This is a genomic window from Mycobacterium sp. GA-1199 (genome assembly GCF_001500045.1).
GTDB lineage: Bacteria > Actinomycetota > Actinomycetes > Mycobacteriales > Mycobacteriaceae > Mycobacterium.
The window spans coordinates 117747-129649 of the sequence record NZ_LQIX01000005.1 but is presented as its reverse complement, the minus strand read 5'-3'; the positions used below and the strand labels follow the sequence as shown (position 1 = coordinate 129649).

12 protein-coding genes and 1 pseudogene are annotated in these 11903 nt (G+C 64.4%); 10 read left to right on the top strand and 3 right to left on the bottom strand.

Features of this window, described 5'->3' with window-relative positions:
• Nucleotides 1–461: pseudogene (locus AU198_RS05735) on the bottom strand (amidohydrolase family protein); the annotation flags it as partial.
• A 260-nt stretch (nucleotides 462–721) separates the two neighbouring features.
• On the opposite strand from AU198_RS05735, the gene AU198_RS05730 reads away from it, so the two are divergent.
• The 8 genes from AU198_RS05730 (at nucleotide 722) to AU198_RS05695 (ending at nucleotide 7560) form a co-directional block, all read left to right on the top strand.
• The gene (locus tag AU198_RS05730; protein ID WP_064346556.1) at nucleotides 722–1261 is read left to right on the top strand and encodes a carboxymuconolactone decarboxylase family protein; all 540 of its coding nucleotides are present in this window, start codon (nucleotides 722–724) and stop codon (nucleotides 1259–1261) included.
• A gap of 6 nt (nucleotides 1262–1267) precedes the next feature.
• Complete coding sequence (locus AU198_RS05725; RefSeq protein WP_064346541.1) at nucleotides 1268–2599, top strand: aromatic ring-hydroxylating oxygenase subunit alpha; 1332 nt, start codon at nucleotides 1268–1270, stop codon at nucleotides 2597–2599.
• Nucleotides 2592–2921 (top strand): hypothetical protein, encoded by a 330-nt coding sequence (locus AU198_RS05720; RefSeq protein ID WP_064346540.1) that lies wholly within the window; start codon nucleotides 2592–2594, stop codon nucleotides 2919–2921. The genes AU198_RS05725 and AU198_RS05720 overlap by 8 nt, the downstream gene beginning before the upstream one ends.
• A gap of 2 nt (nucleotides 2922–2923) precedes the next feature.
• The gene (locus tag AU198_RS05715) at nucleotides 2924–4141 is read left to right on the top strand and encodes a metal-dependent hydrolase family protein (RefSeq protein ID WP_064346539.1); all 1218 of its coding nucleotides are present in this window, start codon (nucleotides 2924–2926) and stop codon (nucleotides 4139–4141) included.
• On the top strand, nucleotides 4128–4556 hold the full coding sequence (locus AU198_RS05710; protein ID WP_064346538.1) for a nuclear transport factor 2 family protein: 429 nt from the start codon (nucleotides 4128–4130) through the stop codon (nucleotides 4554–4556). Before AU198_RS05715 ends, AU198_RS05710 begins: the two co-directional genes overlap by 14 nt.
• Entirely contained in the window at nucleotides 4553–5692 is a 1140-nt protein-coding gene (locus AU198_RS05705) for an acyl-CoA dehydrogenase family protein (RefSeq protein ID WP_064346537.1), read from the top strand. Before AU198_RS05710 ends, AU198_RS05705 begins: the two co-directional genes overlap by 4 nt.
• A gap of 36 nt (nucleotides 5693–5728) precedes the next feature.
• Nucleotides 5729–6496 carry an acyl-CoA dehydrogenase family protein gene (locus AU198_RS05700; protein WP_064346555.1) on the top strand — a complete coding sequence of 256 codons (768 nt, stop codon included), beginning with the start codon at nucleotides 5729–5731 and terminating at the stop codon, nucleotides 6494–6496.
• A 176-nt stretch (nucleotides 6497–6672) separates the two neighbouring features.
• Entirely contained in the window at nucleotides 6673–7560 is an 888-nt protein-coding gene (locus AU198_RS05695) for a type IV toxin-antitoxin system AbiEi family antitoxin (protein WP_064346536.1), read from the top strand.
• A 65-nt stretch (nucleotides 7561–7625) separates the two neighbouring features.
• Here the strand turns inward: AU198_RS05695 and AU198_RS05690 are convergent, their stop codons facing one another.
• The gene (locus AU198_RS05690) at nucleotides 7626–8408 is read right to left on the bottom strand and encodes an enoyl-CoA hydratase (RefSeq protein WP_064346535.1); all 783 of its coding nucleotides are present in this window, start codon (nucleotides 8406–8408) and stop codon (nucleotides 7626–7628) included.
• A gap of 12 nt (nucleotides 8409–8420) precedes the next feature.
• Nucleotides 8421–9596, bottom strand: coding sequence for an acyl-CoA dehydrogenase family protein (locus AU198_RS05685; RefSeq protein ID WP_064346534.1), 1176 nt, complete (start codon nucleotides 9594–9596; stop codon nucleotides 8421–8423).
• A gap of 122 nt (nucleotides 9597–9718) precedes the next feature.
• Between AU198_RS05685 and AU198_RS05680 the strand changes: the two genes are divergently transcribed.
• Complete coding sequence (locus AU198_RS05680; protein ID WP_082680964.1) at nucleotides 9719–10435, top strand: TetR/AcrR family transcriptional regulator; 717 nt, start codon at nucleotides 9719–9721, stop codon at nucleotides 10433–10435.
• A 311-nt stretch (nucleotides 10436–10746) separates the two neighbouring features.
• A complete protein-coding gene (locus AU198_RS05675; RefSeq protein WP_231744581.1) occupies nucleotides 10747–11877 on the top strand; it encodes a cytochrome P450 in 1131 nt (376 codons plus the stop codon).
• The last annotated feature ends 26 nt before the right edge of the window (nucleotides 11878–11903 follow it).

Below are 11903 nucleotides of genomic sequence, written 5' to 3'. Positions count from 1 at the left end.
ACCGGCAGCGTCATCGGGATGAACCGCGCCGGATAGGCCCCACACCACTCCTCGACGTGCCAGTCGTTGTAGGCCTTGACCAGCGCCAGCGAGAACTCCTGGTCCTCGGTGGCAAACAACCGACCCGCAAAACCGGGAAACGACGGAAAACACATCGAGCCCAGGATGCCGCCGGCGTTCATGTCCTTGACCCGCTCATCGACCTGCCAGCAGCCAGGCCGGATCTCATCCAGACCCTGCGGCTCCAGCCCGTACTCCTCCTTCGGGCGCCCCGCCACCGCGTTGAGCGCCACATTCGGAATCACCGTGTCCCGAAACTGCCAGGTATCCGAGCCATCCGGGTTGTGCACCAACCGCGGCGCCTCATCGATGTACTTCTGGGGCAAATGATTCTTGAACATGTCGGGCGGTTCGACGATGTGATCATCAACGCTGATCAAGATCATGTCGTCCTTGTTCATGCCCGTTCCTTTCGTCGCGTCCCCCGAGGCTAGCTATCCGGACTGTGCTCAATGTGAGGAAACTATCTTCTCACCCTACGAGAATCAATGTCCGAAAGCCACCCTATGGCCTCCTGTCAGGGCAGTTAGCCTTCGCGAGGCACCGCTGTGACCACCGTCGATGACGTCTCGCGTTGACCATCCGCGCAAAAGGTGGAAATCTATTGGCGAAATATGAGAACCTGATTCTCATCGCCGAGAGGACACAGGAAGGAGGCGCCTTGCGCGTGCCGCCGCTACCCGCACAGGAGTGGGACGAAGCCGTCTACCAGGCCCTGTCCAGCATGGCTCCCGAGCGGCGCAATCCCCAACTGGCGGGCAACCTGCTGGCGACGATGGTTCGCCATCCGAAGCTGACCCGCGCGTTCCTGCGCTTCAACTTCCACCTGCTGTACGGGTCGACGCTGCCGCCACGGCTACGCGAGCTGGCGGTGCTGCGCGTCGCGCACCTGACCAATTGCGAATACGAGTGGCGCCACCACGTCGAGATGGGCCGCGACGAAGGCCTGACGGACGAGGTCATCGACGCCCTCCAGCGCGGCGAGGCATCAGATGAACTCGACCGGGCCGTACTGCATGCGGTCGACGAACTACAAGCCCACGCCACCATCACCGACGCAACGTGGGCCGCATTGTCCGAGCACCTCGAGGAACGTCAGCTGATGGACCTCGTCTTCACCATCGGCTGCTATGGCGCACTCGCCATGGCCATCAACACTTTCGGCGTGGAACCAGACTCCGAAAATCTCGCAGAGAGGTAAGTCACCGTGGCATTTTTCCCGAAACCAGAAGAGGGTAGCTGGACCGAGCACTGGCCCGAACTCGGCACCGCACCGGTCGATTACACCGACTCGATCGACCCGGAGCAGTGGAAGCTCGAGCAGCAGGCCATCTTCCGCAAGTGCTGGCTCAACGTCGGACGTGTGGAGCGCCTTCCCAAGAAGGGCAGCTACTTCACGCGCGAGATGCCCTCGGCCGGTGCGGGCACGTCGGTGATCATCGTCAAGGACGGCGACAACGAGGTGCGCGCGTTTCACAACATGTGCCGCCATCGTGGAAACAAGCTGGTGTGGAACGACTATCCCGGCGAAGAGGTCTCGGGCACGTGCCGCCAGTTCACCTGCAAGTACCACGCCTGGCGCTACAACCTCAAGGGTGATCTGACCTTCATCCAGCAGGAGGGCGAGTTCTTCGACGTCGACAAGGCCGACTACGGCTTGGTGCCGGTGCGGTGCGAGGTGTGGGAAGGCTTCATCTTCATCAACTTCGACAACGACGCCGAGCCGCTGATCGACTACCTCGGCGACTTCGCGAAGGGCCTGGAGGGTTATCCGTTCCACGAGATGACCGAGACGTATTCGTATCGCGCCGAGGTGAACTCGAACTGGAAGCTGTTCATCGACGCGTTCGTCGAGTTCTACCATGCGCCCATCCTGCACATGAAGCAGGCGGTCAAGGAGGAGGCCGAGAAGCTGGCCAGCTACGGCTTCGAGGCGCTGGCCTACGACATAAAGGGCAGGCATTCCATGGTGTCCTCGTGGGGCGGCATGAGCCCGCCGAAGGACATCAACATGGTCAAGCCCATCGAGCGCATCCTGCACAGCGGGCTGTTCGGACCGTGGGACCGACCCAAAATCAAGGGCATCCTGCCCGACGAACTGCCGCCGGCGGTCAACCCGTCGCGGCACCACGCCTGGGGCCAGGACTCCTTCGAGTTCTTCCCGAACTTCACACTGCTGCTGTGGGCACCGGGCTGGTACCTGACCTACCACTACTGGCCCACCGACGTGGACAAGCACATCTTCGAGTGCACCCTGTACTTCGTGCCCGCCACCAACACCCGCGAGCGGCTTGCTCACGAACTCGCGGCCGTGACGTTCAAGGAGTACGCGTTCCAGGACGCCAACACTCTCGAGGCCACCCAGACGATGATCAACACCCGTGTGGTCAAGGATTTCCCGTTGTGCGACCAGGAGGTCCTGCTGCGTCACCTGCACAAGACCGCGTGGGATCACGTGAACGCCTACAAAAAGGAGAAAGGCCTCACCAACGGCCAGACCTCCACCAGCGCGAGCGAGAAGGACGCGATCAATGCCTAAGTTGCCGGAAGAATTCGCCGACCTGGAGCGGTTCACCGACTGGTGCCTGCCCACCGAGGAAGAGCGCTACCAGAAGCGACTGTCCTCGACGATGGAAGAGATGCAGGAGTTCTACGACGCCGGCATGGAACGCCTCGAGGCCGTCATGGAGTACTGCGACGCCCGCTTCCCGCTGGACGGGATGCCCGACGACGCAAAGGCTCTCATCCACATGATGCAGTCGCTGGTCAACGTGTCGTTCCCGATCGAGGTGTGGAAGCAGCCGCGCGTGCTCGACAGCGGCGCAACCTATATCACCTGTATCAGGGAGCCGGTGGTATAGGAGTGCTGACCCTCAAGGCCGCGGGTCTACTCGACGTCGACGCCGGCGAGATCGTCCGGCCCGGCATCGTGCGGATCGACGGCGACCGCATCGTGGGAGTCGGTGGGCCGACCGAGGGCGACGTCATCGATCTCGGTGACGCCATCCTGCTGCCCGGACTGATGGACATGGAGGTCAACCTCCTGATGGGCGGCCGGGGCGAAAACCCCGGCCTGTCCCAGGTCCAAGACGATCCCGCGACGCGGGTGCTGCGGGCCGTCGGCAATGCCCGGCGCACATTGCGGGCCGGTTTCACGACGGTTCGCAACCTCGGGTTGTTCGTCAAGACCGGTGGGTACCTGCTCGACGTCGCGCTGGGCAAGGCGATCGACGCGGGCTGGATCGACGGTCCGCGGGTGATCCCGGCCGGCCACGCGATCACCCCGACCGGGGGCCACCTCGACCCGACGATGTTCGCGGCATTCATGCCCGGCGCACTGGAGCTGACAATCGAGGAGGGCATCGCCAACGGCGTCGACGAGATCCGCAAGGCGGTGCGCTACCAGATCAAGCACGGGGCGCAGCTCATCAAGGTCTGCGTGTCCGGCGGTGTGATGTCGCTGACCGGAGAGGCTGGCGCGCAACACTATTCGGACGAGGAACTGCGGGCCATCGTCGACGAGGCGCACCGGCGTGGCCTGAAGGTGGCCGCGCACACCCACGGAGCCGAGGCGGTCAAGCACGCCGTCGCGTGCGGTATCGACTGCATTGAGCACGGCTTCCTGATGGACGACGAAGCCATCCAAATGCTCGTCGACAACGACCGATGGCTGGTGACCACGCGCCGCCTCGCCGAGGCCATGGATGTGTCCCGGGCTCCGAAAGCACTGCAGGACAAGGCCGCCGAGATGTTTCCGAAGGCGCGTACATCCATCAAGGCCTCTTACGAGGCAGGCGTGAAGATCGCCGTCGGCACCGATGCCCCGGCCATCCCCCACGGCAAGAACGCCGATGAACTCGTCACGTTGGTGGACTGGGGTATGCCACCCGCGGCCGTGCTGCGCGCGGCCACCGTCGTCGCCGCCGATCTGATCGACAGAAGCGACCTGGGCCGCATCGCCGAGGGGTACCTCGCGGACATCGTCGCGGTGCCCGGGGATCCCCTCGCCGATATCAGTGTTACACGCGATGTCAGCTTTGTAATGAAGGGCGGTAAGGTCTTCCGACATGACTCGAACTGACGACCTCGTCGAGATCCAGCAGCTGCTGGCCAAGTACGCCGTCACCATCACCCAGGGCGATATCGAGGGGCTGACTTCGGTGTTCACCCCGGACGGGACGTACAGCGCGTTCGGCTCCACGTACACGCTGAACCGCTTCCCCGAACTCGTCGAGGCCGCGCCCAAGGGTCTGTTCATGACCGGCACGTCACTGGTGCATCTGGATCCGGACGACCCCGACAAGGCGTCGGGGACGCAGCCACTGTGCTTCATCGAACACTCCAAACACGACATGCGCATCGGCTACTACAACGACACCTACGTCCGCACCGATGACGGCTGGCGGCTGAAAACCCGTGCCATGACGTTCATTCGGCGCAGCGGTGACCACGACTCCGGCCGCCCACACGCGATCGGAAGGCCCGAAGCTGGATGAGTGATGACCTCTTCGAGCCCGCCACATTCCGCGCCAGGCTGCGGGAATGGCTGGACGCCAGATTCGATTCCGGCGAACTGACCCCGCTCACCGACGACCATTCGCTCGACGCGCATCAAGCCCAGCACCTGCGGGTACTCAAGGCGCTGTACGACGCCGACTGGATGCGTTACGGCTGGCCGGAGTCGGCCGGCGGGCTCGGCGGACCCGACATCCTGCGCGCCATCGTCGGCGAGGAGGTCGTGGGACGCGGTCTCGACCACCCGGGCCCGTATTCGATGCTCGACGTGCTCACGCCGACCATGATCGACTACGCCCGGCCGGAACTGGCCGCGGAGATGGTGCCGCGGCTGCTCTCGGGTGAAGAGTCGTGGTGTCAGGGTTTTTCCGAACCCGGTTCGGGCAGCGACCTGGCGTCGTTGACGACCCGCGCTGTGCCACAGGGCGACAACTGGGTGGTCAACGGCCAGAAGGTGTGGACCAGCTTCGCTCAGTACGCCACCCGCTGCATCCTGCTCACCCGCACCGGAGACGCGAATACGCCCAACCACGAGGCGATCACCGCATTCTTCGTTGACCTCGACTCCCCGGGTGTCTCGGTGCGGCCGCTGCGCACCATGCACGACGTCGATGAGTTCTGCGAGGTGTACTTCGACGACGTCGTGGTGCCTGCGGATCGCATGCTGGGCAGTCCCGGAGACGGTTGGAAACTGGCGATGGACCTGCTCCCCTACGAGCGTTCCACCTGCTTCTGGCAGCGCATCGCCTACCTGTACTCGCGGTTCGACGACCTCGTCAACGAAGTCAAAGGACTTGGCACTGCCTCAGATTCGGATCTCGGCGAGGTATACCTGGCGCTGCACACGTTGCGCTGCCGTTCGCGCGCGACCCAGCACCGGCTGGGCGAGGGACAGAAACTGGGTGCGGACACCTCGATCGACAAGGTGTTGCTGGCGGGCGCCGAGCAGCGGCTCTACGACACCGTGCGCGACCTGTTGCCGGGGCGCATCGAACTCGAAGACAACGTATGGCGGACCGAGTACCTGTATTCGCGGGCCGCGAGCATCTACGGCGGCACCGCCGAGGTGCAACGCAATATCATCGCCCGTCGCCTGCTCGATCTCGGTAAGGAGTGAGGAGTGGAATCCGGTTTGGACGCCGAATCACTGGCGATGCTCGAAGACACCCTGCGCAAGACGATGCTGTCCGCCTCGGGAGCCGAGCTGGACGCTGCGCTGGCGGAGCTGGGCTGGGCCGAGATGCTGGCGGACGCGCCCGACCAGGCGATTCCGCTGGTGTTCCGCCTGCTAGGCGAAACCGGTTCGCACGCTTCGGTTCTCAACGATGTGCTGTTGGAGACCATCGGCGGCCTGCCCGGTGGTACACCGCCAATGCCCTACACCGGCGGCAGCTGGGTGGTCTGGGAGCGCACGGCCAACACCGAGCCGACGCTGGGTGACCTGCCGTTGCGCCGGGTCCCTGACGGGGAGTTGATGCGAATGGGCGAGGCGCGTCGCGCGGTGGGCTGGTGGCTGGTCGGATCGGCACGCGGAATGCTCGCACTGGCCCGTCAGCACGCGTTGGACCGCGTCCAGTTCGGTAAGCCGATCGCGTCGTTCCAGGCCATCCGGCACCGGTTGGCCGAGACGCTCGTAGCGATCGAAGGCGCCGAGGCGACGCTGGGTCTGCCCGGTACGGAAAGCGCGGACCTCACGGCGATGCTGGCCAAGGCGGCCGCGGGCAAGGCGGCGATGACTGCGGCCAAGCACTGCCAGCAGGTGCTCGGCGGCATCGGCTTCACCGCCGAACATGATCTGCACCGGCACATCAAACGGGCCCTGGTGCTGGACGGATTGCTCGGCAGCTCACGCGAACTCACCAAGAGAGCCGGAGCCGGCCTGCGGGCCAGAGGCTCGGTCCCCCGCCTCGCCCACCTCTAGTTCATTTCCGCGAGCTCCCCCTTTGCCGCGAGCGTGCGTGTTTGCACCCGACACGCCGCGGAATCTCAGCACTTTGCGCGCGCTCGGCGCCACCGACTGTGCACAAAGGCGGTTTCATCCACAGACGGTGTTCTTTGCGTCCGAGCTGTTGACGCGTCGGCGCGAGGATTGCCGCCATGGATACCGCCCTGAGGCAGTTGTTCGACGAGCAAGGTGGCGTGGCGACCAGCGCCCAGATCCTGGCGATCATTCCCAGATACACATTCGAATCAGTGCTGAAAGCCAAGTATCTCGAGCGAATCTGGCACGGAATCTACTGTCTCGGCGAGCCAACGGACGAGCTACGGCTGCGCGGACTGGACCTGTCGTGCGGCACGACGGTACCGGTGTGCCTGTCGACCGCCGCGGCCCTGTTCGGCTTTGACACCGAAGGGCCTGCCGCACTTCACGTTCTCAATCCCCCCGGCCACCAGCTGCGCCCGGCCGACGGTCTTGTGGTGCACCGCCGGAAAGGCGCACCGCTGGTCCGCACGGGCGACCGGGTCGCGACGTCACCGGCATGGACTGCGATCGAAGTGGCCCGCGCTTTGCGACGGCCCCGCGCACTCGCAACGCTCGATGCCGCGCTCCGCTCCGGAACGTGCACGCTACCCGAATTGTGGGGCGCGGCAATTCGACAGGCCGGCCGGCGCGGCATTGTCGCGGTGCGCGACCTTCTTCCTCTCGCCGACGGACGCGCCGAGTCCCCGATGGAAAGTGAAGCGCGGCTGGCAATGATCGACGGTGGATTGCCGATGCCCGAACTGCAGTACGAGGTCGTCGACGGCAACGGACAACTGCGACGTCTCGACTTCGCATGGCCGGATTGTCATGTCGCGGTCGAGTACGACGGCATCGATTGGCACACCGATCCCGACGTGCTGCGCAATGACCGCCGACGCCAACTCGCCCTGCAGGACGTCGGCTGGACCGTCATCGCGATCGTCTCAGACGACGTGCGGCACCGGGCGGCGGACTTCGTAGGCAGGATCGACCGACAGCTCCGTCACGCTCGCGCCGCGTGAGCGCGCGCAAAGTGTCGAAATCTGGCGGTGTGTCGCGCGCAGACACGCACTCTCGCGGCAAAGAATTACTGGATGCTGGCCTTCATCTCGTCGAGGTTCACCAGCACCGGCCATCCGCCGACGCTGAGCGCGTTGCCGTGGCCGGTCTGGTGGATGTCGAACACCGACTGGATGGCGGCGTAAAACCCCTGCACGTCGAGCGTCTGGTTCACCGCACGTTTGGCCTGGCGCAGCGCAAACGGTGACATCTTCGCGATCTGTTCGGCCATCGCCCTGGTTTCCGAGTCGAGCTGATCGCGCGGCACCACTTTGTTCACCATGCCGGTGGCAGCGACCTCCTCGGCCGTCATCGCGCGGCCGGTGAACAAAATCTCCTTGGCCTTGCGCGGCCCGAGTTCCCATGTGTGGCCGTGGTATTCGACGCCGCCGATGCCCATCAGCACCACCGGATCGGAGAACTGGGCGTCGTCGGCCGCGATGATCAGATCGCACGGCCAGCACAACAGCAGCCCACCGGAGATGCAGCGACCCTGCACCGCGGCGATCGAGGGCTTGGGCACATTGCGCCAGCGCAGCGTGTACTCCAGATAGCGCTTCGCTTCATGCTGGATGATGAATTCCAGCGTGATCTTGTCCGGTACCGGTCCCCCGCCGCGCAGGTCGTGCCCGGCCGAGAAGTGCTTCCCGTTGGCGCGCAACACGATCACCGACACCTCGGGATCCTCTGCCGCGCGGGTCCACGCCCCGTCGAGTTCGTCGAGCAGTTCCGGGTTCTGGGCGTTGGCGGCCTCGGGCCGGTTCAACGTGATGGTCGCGATGCGGTCGGCGACCTCGTATTCGATGTACATGGTGCAGTCCTTCTAGTTTCGCGGCAGTCCCAGCAGTCGCTGGGCGATGATGTTGCGTTGGATCTCTGAGGTGCCGCCGGCAATCGTGCCGCCGAACGTGCGAACGTAGCGCTCGAACCAGCCGCACCGGTACAGCTCGAGATGCTGTGCGCTGTAGGGCCCCGAGAACGTCGGATGGGCCAACGCGTCGACCCCCGCCGCGCCCACCGCGTACTCGGCCGCCGACTGCGACGCCTCCGAGCCGAGGAGTTTGAGCACCGACAGAGCGGGTACATCCTCATCGCCGCGGGCGGCACGCGCGAGTGCCACCGAACCGAGCAGGCGCAGCGCCTGGTTGTCCATCACCAGCCCGGCGTACCGGTCGCGATCGAGTGCGGAGGTGGGACGGAAATCCTCGACCAGCTCCTGCAGGCGGTCCGCATAGCTGAGCCACAACATGTTTCGCTCATGCCCGAGCGAACCGTTGGCGACCCGCCAACCCTCGTTCAGCGGTCCGATCAAATTCTCCGCGGGCACCCGCACGTCGTTGAAGAAGACCTCGTTGAAATCGAGGTCGTCGGCATCACACAGCGATGCGAACGGGCGCCGCACCACGCCCGGCAGGTCCGTGGCGATCATCAGCACGCTGATGCCCTTGTGCTTGGGCGCTATCGGATCGGTACGAACGAAAGTCAGCAGGACGTCGGCGTCGTGCGCCCCGGAGGTCCACACCTTCTGCCCATTGACGACGAAGTGGTCCCCGTCCTGCACCGCGGCGGTCCGCAGCGACGCGAGATCCGAGCCGGCGCCTGGCTCGCTCATCCCGAGTGACGCGGTGATCTCGGCGCGCAGGATCGGGATCGCCCAACGACGCTGTTGTTCGGGCGTCCCGAACGAGATCAACGACGCAGAGATGATGCCCACGCCCTGCGGGTTGTAGGTCAAATACACGCGCCGACGTGCCAGTTCCTGCTGATGGACGTACTGCTGCAGGATCGTCGCGTTGCGCCCGCCAAATTCCGGCGGATAGCCGGGCAGCAGCCAGCCGTGGTCGAACATCAGCCGCTGCCAGTCTCGAGCCCAGCCCGGCACGTCGCTGCTGGACCGCGAGCGCTCGAGCGCCACGTCATCGGAGGGAAGATGTTCGTCGAGGAAGGCGTTGAATTCGGCGCGGAACGCCTCGACATCAGCATCGAAGGTGAGCTGCACGGGACTCCCGCCGGATCAAATCTTTGGTAGGACTATTGTTATCTCCAAAATGAGAATACTATTCTCATCGTGAGAAAGTTACAATCTCTGACACGTTGGCCGCGAGGGGGTCGAGGACCGCAATGGCGAGACGTTCTCCGGTACAGTCAGTTCATGTTCTCCCCACCCGGCCGGCGTCTGAGCCACCGGTGACAAGCCCCAGCGAAGAGCCCGCCTGGAAGCAGCGTGCGGTCGAACGGTCGATCAAAACGGCGAAGCTCCGAGCCGCGCAACGCGTGCAGCGCTTCCTGGACGCCGCTCAGGCGATCATCATCGAAAAAGGCAGCACCGACTTCACCGTCCAAGAGGTCGTCGACCGCTCGCGGCAGTCGCTACGCAGCTTCTACCTGCAGTTCGACGGTAAGCATGAGCTGCTGCTGGCGCTTTTCGAGGATGCACTGAGCCGGTCGGCCGACCAGATCCGCGCCGCCACCACCACCGAGGACGAGCCGATCGAGCGACTCAAGGTCGCCGTGCAGTTGCTCTTCGAATCCTCGCGTCCGGACCCGACCGCCAAGCGCCCGCTGTTCACCGACTTCGCGCCTCGGCTGCTGCTCTCGCACCCCGCCGAGGTCAAGGTCGCGCACGCACCACTGCTCGCGCTGCTGACGGAACTGATGGAAGAGGCCGGCGAGGCGGGCCAGTTGCGGGAGGGCATCAACCCGAAGCGGATGGCGGCCATGACGATGCAGACCGTCATGTTCGTGGCCCAGTCCAACGGTGCCGAGGACGGCACAACGCACCCGATCACCGCCGACGAGGTCTGGGACTTCGTCTCGCACGGTTTTGCCGCCCAATAGGCGGAGAACTTCGTTCTCACGTGCGGCGCGAGAATCGCGTTCTCGGCTCCCAGCGCTATGCCCGCGGGCGCCCGACACGCTCTGCGGAGAACCGGATTCTTCCCAGCGAAGAGCTTAAATATTCCGTTTTGAATCCCGTATTGACACTCCTCCGGAGCGAATGCCAGAGTTGTGAGACAAATGCCAGCCCACTGTCTTATGCGACCTGACCGGCGAGAGGCGATCCGGTGACGATCAGCGCTGAAAATCCCGACGTGCACGAAGCGAAGCAAGACGAGTTGTACTACGACCCGTACAGCGTCGACCTCAACATGAACCCCTATGCGGTCTTCGCGCGTCTGCGTGAAGAGGCCCCGCTGTACTACAACGACAAGCACGACTTCTACGCGTTGAGCCGTTTCGAGGACGTCAACAAGGCCGTCATCGACCACCAGACCTTCATCTCTGGTCGCGGTGCGTTGCTCGAGATCATCAAGTCGGGCATGGAAATCCCCCCGGGCACACTGATTTTCGAAGACCCGCCGATCCACAACATCCACCGCAACCTGCTGTCCCGGGTGTTCACCCCGCGCAAAGTGCAGGCGTTGGAGCCTCAGATCCGCGAGTTCACCGCCCGTTGCCTGGACCCGTTGACCGGCACGGACAAATTCGACTTCGTCACCGATCTCGGCGCGCAGATGCCGATGCGTGTCATTGGAATGCTGTTGGGCATTCCCGAAGCCGACCAGCGCCGCGTCACCGAACACGGTGAAGCGACGTTGCAGAGCGACTCGGTCGATCTACTGGCAACCGGTGAGGTGTTCGCCGAGTTCATCGACTACCGCACCGAACATCCCTCCGACGACATCATGACGGATCTGCTGAACGCCGAGTTCGAAGACGAAACCGGTGCCCGTCGCCGACTACGCCGGGAAGAACTGCTGATGTACCTGACGGTCATCGCCACGGCGGGCAGCGAGACCACGACGCGCTTGATCGGTTGGGCCGGAAAGACACTCGCCGATTACCCCGACCAGCGCGCCGAGTTGGCCGCAGACCCGAGCCTCATTCCGCAGGCGATCGAAGAGATCCTGCGCTGGGAACCGCCCGCGCTGCAGATCGCCCGTTACGTGACCCGTGATGTGGAGTACTACGGCCAGACGGTCCCCGAGGGATCGGCCATGCTGATGCTGGTGGGCGCGGCCAACCGCGACCATCGCCGCTTCCCGCCGGACGGCGACGTCTTCGATATCCACCGAGAGCTGCACTCACACATGACTTTCGGCGCCGGCACCCACTTCTGCATGGGTAACGCCCTAGCGCGCCTGGAGGGCAGGATCGCGCTCGAGGAAATCCTCAAGAGATTCCCGACCTGGCAGGTCGACTGGCCTAACGCGCGCCCGTCGCAGACCACCGCGGTCCGCGGCTGGGAATCCATGCCCACCTTCGTGAACTCGAAATAGCACCGAGACCCCTGTAACCACAACGA

Bases quoted from the DNA above. Each gene is read 5' to 3' on its own strand.
- AU198_RS05705 (WP_064346537.1), top strand. From the start codon at position 4,553: ATGAGTGATGACCTCTTCGAGCCCGCCACATTCCGCGCCAGGCTGCGG.
- AU198_RS05690 (WP_064346535.1), bottom strand. From the start codon at position 8,408: ATGTACATCGAATACGAGGTCGCCGACCGCATCGCGACCATCACGTTG.
- AU198_RS05695 (WP_064346536.1), top strand. From the start codon at position 6,673: ATGGATACCGCCCTGAGGCAGTTGTTCGACGAGCAAGGTGGCGTGGCG.
- AU198_RS05700 (WP_064346555.1), top strand. From the start codon at position 5,729: ATGCTCGAAGACACCCTGCGCAAGACGATGCTGTCCGCCTCGGGAGCC.
- AU198_RS05680 (WP_082680964.1), top strand. From the start codon at position 9,719: ATGGCGAGACGTTCTCCGGTACAGTCAGTTCATGTTCTCCCCACCCGG.
- AU198_RS05720 (WP_064346540.1), top strand. From the start codon at position 2,592: ATGCCTAAGTTGCCGGAAGAATTCGCCGACCTGGAGCGGTTCACCGAC.
- AU198_RS05675 (WP_231744581.1), top strand. From the start codon at position 10,747: ATGAACCCCTATGCGGTCTTCGCGCGTCTGCGTGAAGAGGCCCCGCTG.
- AU198_RS05710 (WP_064346538.1), top strand. From the start codon at position 4,128: ATGACTCGAACTGACGACCTCGTCGAGATCCAGCAGCTGCTGGCCAAG.